The organism is Yokenella regensburgei, assembly GCF_003634235.1.
Lineage (GTDB): Bacteria > Pseudomonadota > Gammaproteobacteria > Enterobacterales > Enterobacteriaceae > Yokenella > Yokenella regensburgei.
On sequence record NZ_RBIZ01000003.1, the window covers coordinates 1,809,204 to 1,826,425 of the forward strand.

A 17,222-nucleotide genomic window follows, 5' to 3' on the forward strand; every position below is an offset into this window, starting at 1 on the left:
CAGTGTCTGACATTCCTATGACAGTATTATTTCAGCGAACGGCGTAATGAAAAAAAGAAACCTGCCCGAAGGCAGGTTTTGCGTCAGGCCTCAAGCAGGGTTTGCCCGAGATAGTGCTGGCTGTCTTTCGCGGCCGGCAGAACGAAGAAATAGCCACCGCCAATCGGTTTGATGTATTCCTCCAGCGCCTCGCCGTTAAGCCGTTTTTGTACCGTCAGGAACCCCTTCTCCAGATCATGCTGATAGCAGACAAACAGCAGACCCATATCGAGCTGACCGGAGTTGGTCACCCCGAGCGAATAGCTGTAGCCACGGCGCATCATCAGGCTGGATTCGGTTTCTTTGGTGCGCGGGTTGGCCAGACGAATGTGGCTGTCGAGCGCAATAACCTCGCCGTTCGGATCTTTGCTGTAGTCCGGCACATCGTGCTCGCGCTGCATCCCAAGCGGTGCTCCGCTGTGCTTGTCGCGACCAAATATGGTTTGCTGCTCTTTAAGCGGGGTACGGTCCCAGAACTCAACGTGGAACTGAATAATACGCACCGCCTGATAAGAGCCGCCGACTGCCCAGGCTGGTTCCCCCTGATCCGCCGTCACCCACACCACTTTATCCATCAGCGGCTTGTCGGTGCCGTCCGGGTTTGCCGTCCCGTCTTTGAAGCCGAGCAGGTTAACCGGGGTTTCTTTGCCCTTACTGCGCGCGGCGTGGTCGGAAATAAATCCTTCCCGCTTCCAGCGCACGCTCAGGAGATCGGGCGTATGTTTGATGATGTCACGCAGCGCGTGGATCACCGTATCCTGCGTGTTGGCACAAATTTGCAGTAACAGGTCACCGTGGCACAGTGAGGCATCCAGCGCATCGTTCGGGAAACGCGTCATTTTCTGCAGTTTTTTCGGTGCCTTATCGCCAAGACCATAGCGATTATCGAACAACGACTGTCCGACAGAGAGCGTCATCGTCAGGTTGTCCGGCGCAATATAGGCCCCGAGAATGCCTGAATCCATCGGCGGCAGCCGTGGGTTTGGCGTTTCCGGCGCCGGACCACCTTTGGTCAGAAACGCGATACGCTGGGTCAACAGACGGAATAAGCGCTCAAGATCGGCTTTATCGCTCGCCAGCACATCAAACGCCACCACCATCATCGACGCCTGCTGTGGCGTCAGAACACCGGCCTGATGGGTGCCATAAAACGGCTGTACTTCCATCCGCCCGTTGGGTGACAGCGTTCCCGGTGCGCTCTGCGGTTTCGCCGCATGGGCAACCGGACATCCTCCACTGAGGGCCAGCGCGCCTCCCAGTGCGCCCATACTTTTTAGTAAGCGACGACGTGACGGCTCGTTCACGTCGTTGTGTTTCTCATCGGTCATGTTGCTTAATCCAGTCCCAGGATCCCACGAAGCTGAGACAAGTCTTCAGCCAGCGTCGTGATCGGCCCTTTCAGCGCATTACGATCGGCATCCGTCAGTTTGTCGTAGGTCTCGAAACCGTCTTTAGTACGGTACTTCGCAAGAATGGTGTCCACTTTCTTGAAGTTGGCATCAATTTTCGCCAGCAGAGCGCTGTTATCTTTCTGCAGTTCCGGACGCAGCAGATCCACGATTTTCTGTGCGCCATCGATGTTGGCCTGGAAATCCCACAGATCGGTGTGGCTGTAACGGTCTTCCTCACCGCTGATTTTGCTGGCGGCGACTTCTTCAATCAGCCCTGCGGCACCACCAACCACTTTAGACGGCGGGAACGCCAGCTCGCTGATGCGCTTTTGCAGCTCCAGCACGTCGGTGTTCAGCTGAGTGGCATACTTCTCCATCCCCTTGGTGCTGTTGTCACCAAACAGCGCTTTCTCCAGACGATGGAAGCCGGTGAATTTAGGATCGGCCGCTTTCTGCTCGAAATCATCTTCACGAGCGTCAATGCTGCCGTCGAGATCGGAGAACAGCTCGGCAATCGGTTCGATACGCTCGTAGTTCTGGCGAGTCGAGGCGTAGAGCGATTTCGCTTTGCCGAGATCCCCTGCTTTTACGGCATCGGTAAAGATTTTGGTATTTTTTACCAGCTCTGCGGTTTGTTCCGTCACATAAGCTTTATACGCCGTGATGGCTTCACCAAGGCTCAGCACGGCATCAGCTTTTGCCGCATCGGCAGACGCCGCGCCTTTGACAATCAGCTTGCCTTTCGGGTTGGTCAGCAGGCCGCAGGTCATCTCATATTCGCCAGGCTGCAGGTTGGCGGTCAGCTTTTGGGTGAAGCCTGGCGCAATGTTTTCGCGCTCTTCAACCACCATCACCCCTTTCAGAATTTCCCACTCCAGCGCTTTCTGGCTGTGGTTTTGAATAATGAACTGGGTTTTACCCGCGGCAACGGTGACGCTCATAGGCTCACACTGTTTGTCGTTTACTGTAACCTTTACCTGAGGAATATCGGCGGCCTGAGCTGCAAAAGCAGAGGTGAACAGCGCAGCGATGCCCAGCTGCAGCGCACTACGGCGGAAGTTAATCGTCATGACACATCCCTTAAAAAGTATGTTGTAACTATTCAACGTGTTTTATCGCGCCGCGCCCGATGCCGGGGAGGTGGCACGTGGCGGCAGTGCAAACAGCACCAGCGCCGGAATCAGATAGAGGAAATAAACCACCACTTCGCTGACGCTTGGCGCTTCCTGGTAGCCAAAAATGCCTTCCATCAGGGTGCCAAACAGCGAATGGTTGGTCAGCACGCCGCTAAAGTCGAATGCGACCTGCTGGAGGTTGTTCCAGAGACCGGCCTCGTGGAAAGCACGAATTGCGCCCGCGGCCAGGCCTGCCGCCACAAACAGAATAAACAGGCTGGTCCATTTAAAGAACGTACCAAGATTGAGACGGATCCCCCCCCAGTAGAGCATGAATCCGAGCGCCACGGCGGTTGCCAGCCCGAGCATCGCGCCGAGCGGTGGCCAGATACCCAGGTCTTGTTGAAAAGAGGCCAGCAGGAAGAAGACGGATTCCAGCCCTTCGCGGGCGACGGCGAAAAAGACCATCAGGATCAGCGCCCAGCCGTGGTTGCCACTGCGCTGCAGCGCATTATCCACCGCCTCTTCCAGTTGCTTTTTCACATTGCGTGAAACTTTACGCATCCAGAACACCATCCAGGTAAGGATGATGACGGCAATCACCGCCACCACGCCTTCAAAGATCTCCTGCTGCTTCTGCGGGAATTCACCGGTGGTTTCGTTGATGAAGACCCCAAGGCCCAGGCACAGTGCAGCGGCAAGGAACACGCCAATCCACATAACGCCAATCCAGCGCCCGCGCTGGGTACGCTTCAGGTAGCTGGCGATAAGGCTGACAATCAGCGCCGCCTCCAGCCCTTCACGCAACATAATGAGAAACGGTACAAACATGCCGACATCCTTAAATGTGAATCGCCGTCAACCGGTGCAAAGAAAAGTAAATTTAAGTGATTGTGATTATCATTACCGCAAAAAGAAACGCAAGCGATATGTATCGAGAATGATGACAGGATGTAAAAAGTTAGCAGGGGAAGGAATTGGGGGATTCAGACGGATTGCCTGAGCCCGAAACCGGGCTCAGACGGTACAGCAGAGCGTTATTCCGCCTGCAGACGAGACGGAGGCGCTGAGTGGTAATGTGCGTCTGCTTCTGCAAAGCGTTTCTGCATTGCGGTAGACGGCGCTTTACCCAGCAGGCTGAACACAACAATGCCCACGCTGCCGAAGATGAAGCCAGGAATGATTTCGTACAGGCCCAGCCACGCGAACTGTTTCCAGACGATAACGGTAACTGCACCGATAACCATCCCGGCCAGCGCGCCGTTACGGGTCATGCGTGACCACATCACGGAGAACAGCACGACTGGACCAAATGCAGCGCCGAAGCCTGCCCATGCGTAGCTCACAAGGCCCAGCACGCGGTTCTGTGGGTTAGCGGCAAGCGCAATCGCCACCAGCGCAACCACCAGTACCATCAGGCGACCAACCCATACCAGCTCTTTCTGACCAGCGTTTTTACGCAGGAAGGCCTTGTAGAGATCTTCCGTAATGGCGCTTGAACACACCAGCAGCTGGCAGCTCAGCGTTGACATTACCGCCGCCAGAATCGCCGACAGCAGGATCCCGGCAATCCACGGGTTAAAGAGGATCTGCGCCAGTTCAATGAACACGCGCTCGGCGTTCTGGTTCACGGCACCGGCAAGCTGTGGGTTGTTGTTGAAGTAAGCAATGCCGAAGAAGCCGACCGCTACCGCACCCGCCAGGCACAGGATCATCCAGGTCATGCTGATACGACGCGCATGCACGATGCTGTGGTGGGAGTCTGCCGCCATGAAGCGTGCCAGAATATGCGGCTGACCGAAGTAACCCAGACCCCAGCCCATCAGAGAGATGATGGCGACAAAGTTCAGGCCTTTCAGCATATCAACGTTTTCGATGCTCTTCTGTTTAATCACTTCCAGCGAGTCACCGAAACCACCGACCGACATAATCACGATAACCGGCGTCAGGATCAGCGCGAAAATCATCAGGCTCGCCTGCACGGTATCGGTCCAGCTTACCGCGAGGAAACCGCCGATGAAGGTATAAATGATGGTGGCAGCGGCCCCGGCCCACAGCGCGGTTTCATAGCTCATGCCGAAGGTGCTTTCGAACAGACGCGCTCCCGCCACGATGCCGGATGCACAATAGATGGTGAAGAACAGCAGGATGACCAGCGCCGAGATAATACGCAGCACGCGGCTGGAGTCGTCAAAACGGCCGGTAAAGTAGTCCGGCAGCGTCAGGGCGTTATTGTTGACTTCGGTATGCACGCGCAGACGACCGGCAACCAGCTTCCAGTTGATCCATGCCCCTGCGCACAGACCGATCGCAATCCAGCTTTCTGAAATACCGGAGATAAAAATCGCGCCCGGCAGCCCCATCAGCAACCAGCCGCTCATATCGGAAGCACCTGCAGACAGTGCCGTGACGAACGGGCCCAGGCTTCGCCCACCGAGAATGTAATCGTCAAAGTTCTTTGTCGACCGCCATGCAAAAAATCCAATCAGGATCATGCCCAATATATAGATACAAAACGTCACCAACATCGGTGTGCTAATAGCCATTAAAACTCTCCAGAATTATTGCCCGGCATTTTTTTATTCGCCGTTTTATTCCCTCACCGGAACGAGGTGCGGGTTCTGTGACTGTCCAGGGGGACAGTATCCTGACTGATACCCTGAATTTTCACAAACGATTTAACACAGCATTTACATCGATTGCACTCACCCTTGCGGACAAATATTGCATAGGTTGCACTCGCTCACGTTTTGACCGGTTGCACCTTTTAAATATGTTAACCGGCGCACGGTATCTCTCAGAGCATTATTCATCGCTACCTGTAAACTCGATTTTTTTATTAACAATTCATTCATTTTTAAAGTTGCTAGCCAGGTCGCATTTAACAAGGTTGCACAAAGTTGCAACATGGTGGATATTTCAGCGTAACTACGTAAAAGCGCGATAAAGAACATACACAGGAGCTAATGGCATGGGCACCACCACCATGGGGGTCAAACTTGATGACGCCACCCGCGAGCGGATCAAAACGGCAGCCACCCGCATTGACCGTACCCCACACTGGCTGATCAAACAGGCCATCTTTAACTATCTGGAGCGTCTGGAAACTGACGACGCGCTGCCGGAACTACCGGCACTGCTTTCCGGCGCCGCGAATGAAAGTGAAGAAGCCGGCGCGCCGGTTGACGAAAACCATCAACCGTTCCTCGAATTCGCTGAGCAAATTCTGCCGCAGTCGGTCACCCGTGCGAGCATTACCGCCGCCTGGCGCCGCCCGGAGACCGACGCCGTTCCGATGCTGATGGAGCAGGCTCGTCTGCCGCAGAATATTGCCACTCAGGCCCATAAGCTTGCCTATCAGCTCGCCGAGAAGCTGCGCAACCAGAAAACCGCCAGCGGTCGGGCCGGAATGGTGCAGAGCCTGCTGCAGGAGTTTTCCCTCTCCTCTCAGGAAGGCGTGGCGCTGATGTGCCTTGCGGAAGCGCTGCTGCGTATTCCGGACAAAGCCACCCGCGATGCGCTGATCCGCGACAAGATCAGCAACGGCAACTGGCAGTCGCACATTGGCCGTAGCCCGTCACTGTTCGTTAACGCCGCGACCTGGGGTCTGCTGTTTACCGGCAAACTGGTCTCTACCCATAACGAAGCCAGCCTGTCGCGTTCGCTGAACCGTATTATCGGTAAGAGCGGTGAGCCGCTGATCCGTAAAGGCGTGGATATGGCGATGCGCCTGATGGGCGAGCAGTTCGTCACCGGCGAAACCATCGCTGAGGCGTTAGCAAATGCCCGTAAGCTTGAAGAAAAAGGCTTCCGCTACTCTTACGATATGCTGGGTGAAGCGGCGCTGACCGCTGCCGATGCGCAGGCCTATATGGTCTCTTATCAGCAGGCTATCCACGCTATCGGGAAAGCCTCGAACGGCCGCGGTATCTATGAAGGCCCGGGGATCTCGATCAAGCTCTCGGCTCTGCATCCACGCTACAGCCGCGCGCAGTACGACCGCGTGATGGAAGAACTCTATCCACGCCTGAAGTCCCTGACCCTGCTGGCGCGTCAGTACGACATCGGTATCAATATCGATGCCGAAGAGGCCGACCGCCTGGAGATCTCCCTCGATCTGCTGGAAAAACTATGCTTTGAGCCAGAACTTGCCGGCTGGAACGGTATTGGCTTTGTCATTCAGGCTTATCAGAAGCGTTGCCCGTTCGTCATCGACTACCTGATCGATCTGGCCACCCGCAGCCGCCGTCGCCTGATGATCCGTCTGGTGAAAGGTGCCTACTGGGACAGCGAAATCAAACGTGCGCAGATGGACGGCCTGGAAGGTTATCCGGTCTATACCCGCAAGGTGTATACCGACGTTTCCTATATTGCCTGCGCGAAGAAGCTGCTCGGCGTACCGAACCTGATTTATCCGCAGTTTGCCACCCACAACGCCCATACGCTGGCGGCTATCTATCAGCTCGCCGGGCAGAACTACTATCCGGGACAGTATGAGTTCCAGTGCCTGCACGGCATGGGTGAGCCGCTGTACGAGCAGGTGGTTGGCAAAGTGGCGGAAGGCAAACTGAACCGTCCATGTCGCATCTATGCGCCGGTCGGTACCCATGAAACGCTGCTCGCCTACCTGGTGCGCCGTCTGCTGGAAAACGGCGCGAACACCTCGTTCGTCAACCGGATTGCCGACAACACTCTGCCGCTGGATGAACTGGTGGCAGATCCGGTTGAAGCGGTAGAAAAACTGGCCGCGCAGGAAGGCATGCCCGGGCTGCCGCATCCGAAGATCCCGCTGCCGCGCGATCTGTACGGCAAAGGCCGCGCTAACTCCGCCGGTCTTGATCTCGCCAACGAACACCGTCTGGCGTCCCTCTCCTCTTCACTGCTCAACAGCGCCCTGCAGAAATGGCAGGCCGCGCCGATGCTCGAGCATCCGGTCGCTGAAGGTGACATGGTGGCCGTTCACAACCCGGCCGAGCCGAAAGACGTGGTTGGCTATGTGCGTGAAGCCACAGAGCAGGAAGTCAGCCAGGCGCTGGAAAGCGCGGTCAACAATGCGCCTATCTGGTTTGCCACCCCGCCGCAGGAGCGTGCCGCGATTCTCGAGCGTGCCGCCGTGCTGATGGAAGGCCAGATGCAGCAGCTGATGGGCATCCTGGTGCGTGAAGCGGGTAAAACCTTTAGTAACGCCATCGCCGAAGTGCGCGAAGCCGTGGATTTCCTCCACTACTACGCGGGTCAGGTACGTGACGATTTTGATAACGACACCCACCGCCCGCTGGGTCCGGTGGTGTGTATCAGCCCGTGGAACTTCCCGCTGGCTATCTTCACCGGGCAGATTGCCGCAGCGCTTGCTGCCGGTAACAGCGTGCTGGCAAAACCCGCCGAGCAGACCCCGCTGATTGCCGCCCAGGGGATCGCTATCCTGCGTGAAGCCGGGGTTCCGGCAGGCGTTATCCAACTGCTGCCAGGCCGTGGTGAAACCGTGGGTGCGAAGCTCACCGCCGATAACCGCGTTCGTGGGGTGATGTTCACCGGCTCTACCGAAGTTGCTACCCTGCTGCAGCGCGGCATTGCCGGTCGCCTTGATGCCCAGGGTCGTCCGACGCCGCTGATTGCCGAAACCGGCGGTCTGAACGCGATGATTGTCGACTCCTCCGCCCTCACCGAACAGGTGGTGATTGATGTGCTGGCTTCCGCGTTCGACAGCGCCGGACAACGCTGCTCTGCCCTGCGCGTGCTCTGCCTGCAGGACGACATCGCCGAGCACACCCTGACCATGCTGCGCGGCGCAATGGCCGAATGCCGGATGGGCAACCCGGGTCGTCTCACCACTGACATTGGCCCGGTTATCGATGCAGAAGCAAAAACCAACATTGAGCAACACATTCAGGCTCTGCGCAGCAAAGGCCGCAATGTGTTCCAGGCGGTGCGTGAGAACAGCGAAGATGCCCGCGAGTGGAACAGCGGCACCTTCGTTCCGCCGACGCTGATTGAGCTTGATAGCTTCGACGAGATGAAAAAAGAGGTCTTCGGTCCGGTGCTGCACGTGGTGCGCTACCGCCGTAACGAGCTGGAAGGCCTGGTGGAGCAGATCAACGCCTCCGGCTATGGTCTGACGCTCGGCATTCACACCCGTATCGATGAAACCATCGCTCAGGTGACCGGCAGTGCACACGTCGGTAACCTGTACGTGAACCGTAACATGGTCGGCGCCGTGGTTGGCGTGCAGCCGTTCGGCGGCGAAGGCCTGTCAGGAACCGGACCAAAAGCCGGTGGGCCGCTGTATCTGTATCGCCTGCTGGCGAGCCGCCCGGAAGATGCGCTGCTGAAAACGCTGGCGCGTCAGGATGCCGAACGTCCGGTCGATACTCAGCTAAAAGCGATGCTGGAACAGCCGTTAACCGCGCTGACCCAGTGGGCTGCCGGCAATCCGGCGCTGAAGAGCCTGTGCCAGCAGTACGGCGAGCAGGCGCAGGCCGGTACGCAGCGCGTACTGCCGGGTCCAACAGGCGAGCGCAACACCCTGACCTTCATGCCGCGCGATCGCGTGCTGTGCGTGGCGGATAACGAAGAGGATGCGCTGACCCAGCTCGCGGCCGTCATGGCGGTCGGTAGCCAGGTTCTGTGGCCGGATGAGCCGCTGCAACGCGCACTCGGTAAGAAACTGCCGAAAGAAGTGACCGGACGGATCCGCTTCGCCAAAACCGATGCGCTGATGACCCAGTCCTTTGACGCGGTTATCTACCACGGGGATTCGGATCAGCTGCGCACCCTGTGTGAGCAGGTGGCGGGCCGCGACGGTGCCATTGTCTCGGTGCAGGGTTTTGCCCGCGGCGAAACCAACCTGCTGCTGGAGCGTTTGTACCATGAGCGTTCGCTCAGTATTAACACCGCAGCGGCAGGCGGTAACGCCAGCCTGATGACAATTGGCTAAGGCTGTGATTAATTAAGGCTCCGGAGACGGAGCCTTTTTTTATTCAGTCAGGAACACCAGAATGAAACGTTTACTTTTAACGCTTGGCGCACTGCTGCTGAGCACCAGCGCCCTGGCCGACGATTGCGCCAGCGCCAGCACGCAAACCGAAATGAATACCTGTTCGGCGACCCAGTATCAAACCGCCGATAAAAAACTGAACCACACTTACCAGAACGTGCTGAAACGCGCGACCCCGGCGCAGCAGGAGCTGCTGAAGAAAGCCCAGGTGGCATGGATTGCCCTGCGTGACGCCGACTGTGCGTTCATGGGCTCTGGCGTCACCGGCGGCAGCATGCAGCCGATGATTGAAAACCAGTGCAAGGCAGACAAGAGCACCGAGCGCGAAGCGTTTCTGGCTTCGCTGATGCAGTGCGATGAAGGCGACACCAGCTGCCCGCTGCCGCCGGCCAATTAACGAACGCGTACGCCTTCGATAATCATCCGCTGCACGTTTTCCACCGTACGCTGGAAGAAGACCGGATCTTTCAGCGTACGGCCGGTCACCGCCTCGACCTGGGTCGAGAAGTCGGCATAGTGCTGGGTGGTGGCCCAAATCATGAAAATCAGATGGTGCGGATCGACAGGTGCCAGCTTACCGTCGTAGATCCAGCCCGCAATAATGTCAGATTTATCATCAATCAGCGTTTTAACATCACCGGTTAGCACCTCCATCAGCAGCGGTGCGCCCTGCAGCATTTCAAGGCAAAACAGCCGTGACGCCTCCGGGTGATCGCGAGATACCTCAAGTTTCAGGCGGATATACTCTTTGATAGCCACCAGCGGTGCCTGGTCTTCGCGAAACGCCCGCAGCGGCGCCAGCCAGACGTCGAGGATCTGGCGCATCACTTCAACATACAGCACATTTTTAGAGGGGAAGTGGTAAAGCAAATTACTCTTCGACACGCCGGACATCTCCGCCACCTGGTCAAGACGGGTGCCATGAATGCCGAACTGCGAAAAAGTGGTTAACGCGGCGCTAAGAATCGCCTCACGACGGGCATTGACCGCCTGGCGGTGTTTGCTGAGGTGCTTCTCATTTTCCTTTTTCATGCGCTTCTCCTGTTATCCCTCAGGAATTCTGCTGAGCAGAGGTCTCCGGGGCGGTTTTTTTCTTCCTGAATTTCAGTTCGCTGACTAACACACCTAGTACGATAAAGGCGCCGCCAAGCAGCGCCAGCGCCGGTAAACGCTCACCGGCAATACGGCCAAAAATACCGGCCCATACCGGTTCTCCGGTGTAGATAACCGTGGCACGGGTCGGCGAAACGCTACGCTGTGCCCAGTTCATGGTGACCTGAATGATGGCACTGAAAATGCCAAGACCCAGCGCGACCATCAAAAGCCCGGAAGAGAGCGGCGGCACGCTTTCCCCGGCAGGGCCCATGGCGGCAAAAGCCACCACGGAAGCCGTCGCCAGCTGGACAATCGTTACCCGGCGGACATCGACTTTTCCCGCCCATTTACTGATAAGAATAATTTCCGCCGCAATCGCCAATGCGCTTGCGAGGGTGATGAGCTCCCCGGTACCCAATGCCAGCAGATCGTTCTCCGGCCCGGCGAGCAGGATAAGCCCGATAAATGCCAGCACGATCCCGACACAAGACATCATGCCGGGCATCCGCCGCAGGAACAGCCATTGCAGAAGCGGCACCAGCGGCACGTACATGGCGGTAATAAATGCCGATTTGCTGCTGGAAATATACTGCAGCCCCCAGGTTTGCAGGCTGTAGCCGAGCGCTATCGATACGCCGATTATTGCCCCGGCTTTAAACTCAGCAAAGGTGAGCCCGCGCAGGGTGCGTAATGAGAGCAGGGTTACCGCCAGCGCGGCGGTGGCAAAGCGCAATCCGACAAAGAAAAATGGTCCACTCATCGTTACCGCGTACTGCACCGCCAGAAAGGTTCCTCCCCAGAACATAGTAATGAGGATCAGAATGGCTTCCTGAGGTTTGATGGAAAACTGATAACGTGAAATGAGAGACATAGCGCCGCCTGCAGCCGGATAAGCGTTTTAGTGTGCAGATTCTGCGGCAGCAGTGCAAGAAAGTGCTATAAAAAAACCGCCGGGGAGCACCCGGCGGCGGGGGAGAGATATTGAGCATATCACTTATTCAATCAACATCTTCACGCAACCTGCCACGTCAGCTATTACGATTTCCGTGGCTGTTTTTACCCCCTTTCTTGCCTGCTTCAGAGGCTCGCTGCGGATCGTTCTTGAAGTTACCGCCGCTGTGCTGACCTCCTTTACGACCTGCTTCTGATGCTCTTTCACGGTCCTCGGCAAAGTTGCCGGAGCCGCCACGATGGTTTGCCATTACTGACCTCCAATGGTTCAGACATCATATTGCATTCGGTCATCGAGAATGCTTTCGCTGCACGGTTTGCGAATACGCTTCGCACCGTGGGACTAAGCTTAGTGGAGCCCACCCGGAGGACCACGAGATAGTAATATTCTGCAACAGGAAATCAGACTTTCGGGTGAGATGGCGGCGCGGCGAATGATAAGGTTCTCTTATGGTTGATAAAAATCGCACCGGCTAAATTGTTTCAATTTGCTACAAATAGAGTGAGTGATTATTTTGTTATAAATCAAAGAAATGGTGGCAAAAGTTGCACTCTCAGCCACACGGCATATCTTTAATTAAGTGCAGCTAAAGCTGCTTCCCATGAAAAACGAGGAGTCAGGTAAAATGGCAAAAGTTCTGGTGCTTTTTTATTCCATGTACGGACACATCGAGACCATGGCACAGGCGGTCGCCGAAGGCGCAAACAAAGTGGATGGCGTTGAGGTTATCGTTAAGCGCGTTCCGGAGACCATGTCGGCGGAAATATTTGCCAAAGCGGGCGGGAAAACGCACAACGCACCGGTTGCCACTCCGCAGGAGCTGGCAGATTACGATGCAATCATCTTCGGGACCCCTACCCGTTTTGGCAATATGTCCGGCCAGATGCGGACCTTCCTTGACCAGACAGGCGGCCTGTGGGCCTCTGGCGCGCTGTACGGTAAGCTCGCCAGCGTCTTCAGCTCAACCGGTACCGGCGGCGGCCAGGAGCAAACCATCACCTCCACCTGGACCACCCTCGCCCACCACGGGATGGTGATTGTCCCTATCGGCTATGCCGCTCAGGAACTGTTTGATGTCTCCCAGGTGCGCGGCGGCACGCCTTATGGTGCCACAACCATTGCCGGTGGCGATGGCTCACGTCAGCCAAGCCAGGAGGAGCTCTCCATCGCCCGCTATCAGGGTGAATATGTCGCCGGCCTGGCGAAGAAGTTACACGGTTAATACCGAAGAGGAGGATTACGATGCCTACACCAGAAGCCAAAGCTCATCGCGTCGGCGAGTGGGCCAGTCTTCGCAACACCTCAACTGAGATTGCGGAAGCCATTTTCGAAGTCGCCAACTATGATGAAAAGCTGGCGGAACAGATTTGGGAAGAAGGCAGCGACGACGTGCTCGTTCGCGCCTTTAAAAAAACCGACAAAGATGCGCTCTTCTGGGGCGAACAAACCATCGAACGCAAAAACGTCTGATCTTCACACGCTCTGACGATCCCCCCGCTACTGCGGGGGTTTTTTATGCCAGGCATTACTTCAATGACTGCGCCATCACCTCGTTAAACTTATCCATCGGGCAGAAACCGTTAGCATCGACCGGGCAGCCTTTCAGCGACAGCGTGACGCGCTGCGGCGGCGCCTGGAGTGACAGCACGTCGGCATTACGCAGTTGGTTAGTGCTCTGGTAAACGTACTCAATTTTCATCAGGTCGCGATTGGCATTGCTGTCGTGCCAGCGCTGGAACAAGATTTTGCCGCCGATAGGGGTGCGCTCATACTGATTTGGCAGCTGGTAGTCATTAAAATCCAGCGCCCGCAGCAGAGAAGCGATGTTGGAGTCGTGCCCTACCAGCACGGTGATTTTGGCGCTTTTCCCTGCATCGCCCACCAGCACGTTATCGATGTATTTCACCAGCGGTGCCGCCACGTTACGCGCCACTTCAGGCGAGGTGAACAGACTGTCCTGATAGCCATTTTTAAGCTCAGACAGGACCCGCCACTGCTTCTCGGATTTAATTTCGCCCCACGCCACTTTATCCTGCGGGAAGCCTTCGTAGTATTGCAGCGTAAAGGCATCGACCAGCGAGTTACCTACCTTCAGAGGCCCGTCAACGCCAGGCTCTTTTTGGTAATCAGCGCTGAAAGTGTCTTTTCCATCGGCGAGCGAGCAGACTTTTTTCTCTTTGCACGACGGTGAGTCGCTAAAGCGCGTCATCTGCTCCAGCAGCTTATAGCTATCCGCAAGATGCATTTTCTGCCGTTCGTTCTCCATCGCCTTCACCGCCGTTTCACGGAACGCAGCGGTATCGTTGGTGATAACCGGGTTGAAGGTGGGATCCATAGTGCCCATTTTTTCCTGATGGTGAACCGGCACATCACAGCCCGGGAATGCTCCCGTAATAAAGAACTGCGCGGTCGCTACCGTGCGCTGCAGGCTGTTTGCATAGACGTAGACATCGCTGGCCGGTGGGCATTCACCGGTGGTTACCATCCCCTGCGCCGCCAGCCATTCACGCAGATAGTGCCCCATATACACTTCAAGAACGCCACCTTTGGTGGTCAGCTGGCCGCCAGGAACATCCCATTCGGGCCATTGATTCGGCGTGGACTGCTCCAGCACGCTACCGTTGTTGGCAAGCGGTGCCCGCAGGTTATGACGGCTCATCATTAGCACCTGCTGTAGCTGGTAGCCGTCGGGTTCACTTTGCGCCTGCGCGCCGCCGGTCATCAGGAGAGAAGCGGCAACAACGCTTGCCAGTAGTGTCTTATACATCCCTATTTCCTCGCTCTTTTTGTGATGCTCTATTGTGGCAGATATATGAGATAATTCCGCGGTTCGCTTCGCAAAGCCGGGCGACGCTATACTCAGAGATACTTGTTAATCGCTTTCGCCGCGATTCGTTTTGTCATGGTAACAATACGATGTTATGGATAATTAACGATAATATTGAATTTAATCCAGAGAGGAATCGCCTGGCGTCATTATCCAGGCCAGACCTCAACGTTATTCTGACGACGCCCGCCAGCCGCTGTTTACGCCTATTGCTGGAAAATGCGCCCTCCGTTGTCGCGCAACAAACGTTCTTCCAAAAAGTATGGGAAGAAGACGGCATGGTGGTGCCGGCTAATACGCTTTATCAAAACATATCTATTATCCGTCGCGGATTACGTACCGTCGGTGAGACTGAAGATACGCTGATAACGACGGTTCCGCGCAAAGGCTTTCAGATTGAGCCTGGCGTGAACGTAATCACCATCAGCAAAGCCTCCGTGCGGGTGGAGGAGAAAAAAGCAGCCGAGCCAGGGCGCCCTCGATTACCCTGGCTGAAACGCTATGCACCCGTCCTCTGGATGACGGGGTCGCTGTTCATCGGTATTGCGCTGGGTAATATGGCCTGGCAGACCGTCGTTGATAAGAATTTTTACGACCAGTACACGCTGGTGGAAACCACCCACGGTTGTCACTTTTTCTCCAAAAATGAAGATATCGAAAGCGTTAATCGCTTTGAAAGCTACAAAACCATGATTTTAAAAACGGGTATGGATTGCCAGAAATATCCGTGGGTCTATTTCCCTTCCAGCAGTCGTACGCCCGCGGTCGCGGCACTAATTTGCCAGCAGCCTTATAAAACGCGTGGCGACACTGGCTGTGTAACACTTTTCTTCCGGGGGGCGGCACATGAGTAAAAAACTGCTGCTGGTAAGCTGCCTCGCCCTGCTCCTGCTTGGTCTTGGGATCGGCCATCTTATTCACCTGCGCGCAGAGCAGAACCGCGATCCGGAAAAATGCACGGCCCCCGTGGTGGTGTTTTATAACAACACTCAGGCCAATCTGACGCTGGATTTTATGTATTCACTGAAAAAACATACCGGGGTGGTTTCCGTGAGCGGCACCTACTACGTCGATAATAAAATCAGCGGGGTGATCCGCCGTGATGTCGCTTATGTCTGGAGCGAGAATAAAGACAGCGCCCATTTTATTTCGACGGATGTTAATAAAGTCACCCGTGATGAAACGCTACCCGACGCGGTTATCGAGACAATATTGCCTGACTTTTACGTTTATCCAGGTAAAAGCATCAGCTACACCATCCTGACCCAGGGCCATCGTGGTTTTATGTTTACTATCGGAAAACGCCCGGTGTTTCTCTGTACCCACTAATCTGATTTTCCCCTTCAGCCCCCGGAATGTCTCTCATCTATTACTATTAAGAGACAGACGGCTAAAGGGTAACGATGATGCAGAGCTACGTTGCGAGAGTTCGGGAAGAGTGGCTTGAACTGCTAAGAGACACCGATTCCGACGTGCAGGCCAGCGCTAAGGCGCTGGCTGATGCGCATGCGCGCGCATTAAGCGAAGTGTTTTATCAGCGCATGCTTGCCGACCCGCAGGCAGAGGAGTTTCTGAGTAACGATCAGGTAGAAACCCGGCTGAAGAAATCGCTGGCGCTCTGGATCCAGCGGGTGCTGGCATGTAAAGCCGACGAAGTGGATGCCCTTATTGCCCTCCAGCAGCACGTGGGTGAAATTCATGCCCGTATCGGCATTCCTATCCAACTGGTGGATATGGGTGCCAGAGTGATTAAAAAGAACCTTATCCCGATTATCATCGCCGAAGGCGGTCGCGAAGACGAAAAGATGAAGCTGTTAAGCTTCACCCTGTGTAGCATCGATCTGGCGATGGAAATCATGTCGCGCACCTTTACCTTTGGCGAGAGCAGCAGCCTGAAAGACGATGAGAACTATCGTATTTTCTCATTACTGGAGAACGCCGAAGAGGAAAAAGAGAGGCAGATAGGCAGCCTGCTCAGTTGGGAAATGGATGTCATGTATAAGGTGATGCTGGATTCCGAACTGGGCAGCACACCGCCTATCAGCCGCGCAGATTTCGGCATGTGGTTTACACACAAAGGCCGCCACTATTTCAGCGGCATTGCCGAAGTGGGTTATATTGCCAAACTGATTCAGGAAACCGACGAGCTGTTCTCCCGCTTCCGCGACCCGTCCCGTACCGCGAAACAGAAACATCAGCGCACCGAACTTCTCCTACAGATGAAAAGCAATACGGCGCAGATCAACACACTGCTGCGGGGCCTGTTTGACGATGTTGCCAAACACGAGGTCGGGATGGACGTGCTGACGAAGCTGCTTAACCGGCGATTCCTCGCCGCGATATTCAAGCGTGAGATTGCCCACGCTAACCGTTCCGGAACCCCACTTTCCGTTCTGCTTATCGACGTGGATAAATTTAAAGAGATTAACGACGGCTACGGACACGCGGCCGGCGATGAGATATTGCGCAAAATCTCCCAGGTATTTTACGACAACGTGCGCAGCAGCGATTTTGTGTTCCGCTACGGTGGTGATGAGTTTCTGATTGTGCTGACGGAGGCCAATCAGACGGAGACGCTGCGCATTGCCGAACGCATCCGCAGCAAAGCCTCCCGCCAGTCGATCACAACCCCTGACGGTAAGCTGCTCGCAACGACCCTTTCGATTGGTGCCGCGATGTTTGACGGCCATCCGGACTACGAGCGGCTGGTGCAGTCAGCCGATGCAGCACTGTATCGCTCAAAACGCCAGGGTCGCAACCGGATTGAAATGTACATCCTCGGAGATACCCCCTATTCCTGAGACATCTC

Annotated in this window: 15 protein-coding genes; 7 read left to right on the forward strand and 8 right to left on the reverse strand. The window is 55.8% G+C overall.

What is annotated here, in order from left to right:
• Positions 1-83: 83 nt before the first annotated feature.
• The 4 genes from efeB to putP all read right to left on the reverse strand — a co-directional run bounded on the left by efeB (position 84) and on the right by putP (position 5,091).
• The gene (gene efeB / locus C7387_RS08945; protein WP_006819409.1) at positions 84-1,367 is read right to left on the reverse strand and encodes an iron uptake transporter deferrochelatase/peroxidase subunit; all 1,284 of its coding nucleotides are present in this window, start codon (positions 1,365-1,367) and stop codon (positions 84-86) included.
• Between the two features lie 5 nt (positions 1,368-1,372).
• The gene (efeO, locus tag C7387_RS08950) at positions 1,373-2,500 is read right to left on the reverse strand and encodes an iron uptake system protein EfeO (RefSeq protein ID WP_120816524.1); all 1,128 of its coding nucleotides are present in this window, start codon (positions 2,498-2,500) and stop codon (positions 1,373-1,375) included.
• Positions 2,501-2,542: 42 nt separating this feature from the next.
• Positions 2,543-3,376 (reverse strand): iron uptake transporter permease EfeU, encoded by an 834-nt coding sequence (gene efeU / locus C7387_RS08955; RefSeq protein WP_006819407.1) that lies wholly within the window; start codon positions 3,374-3,376, stop codon positions 2,543-2,545.
• Between the two features lie 206 nt (positions 3,377-3,582).
• A complete protein-coding gene (gene putP / locus C7387_RS08960; RefSeq protein ID WP_006819405.1) occupies positions 3,583-5,091 on the reverse strand; it encodes a sodium/proline symporter PutP in 1,509 nt (502 codons plus the stop codon).
• A gap of 425 nt (positions 5,092-5,516) precedes the next feature.
• Here putP and putA point away from each other — a divergent pair, with 425 nt between their 5' ends.
• Both putA and C7387_RS08970 read left to right on the forward strand, forming a co-directional pair.
• Positions 5,517-9,479, forward strand: a complete 3,963-nt coding sequence (gene putA / locus C7387_RS08965) for a trifunctional transcriptional regulator/proline dehydrogenase/L-glutamate gamma-semialdehyde dehydrogenase (RefSeq protein ID WP_120816525.1) — start codon at positions 5,517-5,519, stop codon at positions 9,477-9,479.
• A gap of 61 nt (positions 9,480-9,540) precedes the next feature.
• On the forward strand, positions 9,541-9,936 hold the full coding sequence (locus tag C7387_RS08970) for a lysozyme inhibitor LprI family protein (RefSeq protein ID WP_006819402.1): 396 nt from the start codon (positions 9,541-9,543) through the stop codon (positions 9,934-9,936).
• On the opposite strand, the gene rutR is transcribed toward C7387_RS08970, so the two are convergent.
• The 3 genes from rutR to C7387_RS08985 form a co-directional block, all read right to left on the reverse strand.
• Positions 9,933-10,571: an HTH-type transcriptional regulator RutR gene (rutR, locus tag C7387_RS08975; protein WP_006819401.1), complete on the reverse strand. Its 639-nt coding sequence runs from the start codon at positions 10,569-10,571 to the stop codon at positions 9,933-9,935. The two genes, C7387_RS08970 and rutR, sit on opposite strands and share 4 nt — an antisense overlap.
• Before the next feature lie 19 nt (positions 10,572-10,590).
• The gene (locus C7387_RS08980; protein WP_120816526.1) at positions 10,591-11,505 is read right to left on the reverse strand and encodes a DMT family transporter; all 915 of its coding nucleotides are present in this window, start codon (positions 11,503-11,505) and stop codon (positions 10,591-10,593) included.
• Between the two features lie 157 nt (positions 11,506-11,662).
• The gene (locus C7387_RS08985) at positions 11,663-11,836 is read right to left on the reverse strand and encodes a con-10 family general stress protein (protein ID WP_006819399.1); all 174 of its coding nucleotides are present in this window, start codon (positions 11,834-11,836) and stop codon (positions 11,663-11,665) included.
• A 375-nt stretch (positions 11,837-12,211) separates the two neighbouring features.
• On the opposite strand from C7387_RS08985, the gene wrbA reads away from it, so the two are divergent.
• Entirely contained in the window at positions 12,212-12,808 is a 597-nt protein-coding gene (wrbA, locus tag C7387_RS08990; RefSeq protein ID WP_038258412.1) for an NAD(P)H:quinone oxidoreductase, read from the forward strand.
• Positions 12,809-12,828: 20 nt separating this feature from the next.
• Positions 12,829-13,056 carry a YccJ family protein gene (locus tag C7387_RS08995; protein ID WP_006819397.1) on the forward strand — a complete coding sequence of 76 codons (228 nt, stop codon included), beginning with the start codon at positions 12,829-12,831 and terminating at the stop codon, positions 13,054-13,056.
• A 55-nt stretch (positions 13,057-13,111) separates the two neighbouring features.
• Here C7387_RS08995 and agp read toward each other — a convergent pair whose 3' ends face one another.
• Positions 13,112-14,353 carry a bifunctional glucose-1-phosphatase/inositol phosphatase gene (gene agp / locus C7387_RS09000; RefSeq protein ID WP_006819396.1) on the reverse strand — a complete coding sequence of 414 codons (1,242 nt, stop codon included), beginning with the start codon at positions 14,351-14,353 and terminating at the stop codon, positions 13,112-13,114.
• 149 nt (positions 14,354-14,502) lie between these two features.
• Here agp and C7387_RS09005 point away from each other — a divergent pair, with 149 nt between their 5' ends.
• The 3 genes from C7387_RS09005 to C7387_RS09015 all read left to right on the forward strand — a co-directional run bounded on the left by C7387_RS09005 (position 14,503) and on the right by C7387_RS09015 (position 17,214).
• Entirely contained in the window at positions 14,503-15,267 is a 765-nt protein-coding gene (locus tag C7387_RS09005; RefSeq protein WP_120816527.1) for a winged helix-turn-helix domain-containing protein, read from the forward strand.
• The gene (locus C7387_RS09010; protein WP_006819394.1) at positions 15,260-15,742 is read left to right on the forward strand and encodes a hypothetical protein; all 483 of its coding nucleotides are present in this window, start codon (positions 15,260-15,262) and stop codon (positions 15,740-15,742) included. Before C7387_RS09005 ends, C7387_RS09010 begins: the two co-directional genes overlap by 8 nt.
• A 77-nt stretch (positions 15,743-15,819) precedes the next feature.
• A complete protein-coding gene (locus C7387_RS09015; protein ID WP_040903461.1) occupies positions 15,820-17,214 on the forward strand; it encodes a diguanylate cyclase in 1,395 nt (464 codons plus the stop codon).
• Positions 17,215-17,222: the final 8 nt, after the last annotated feature.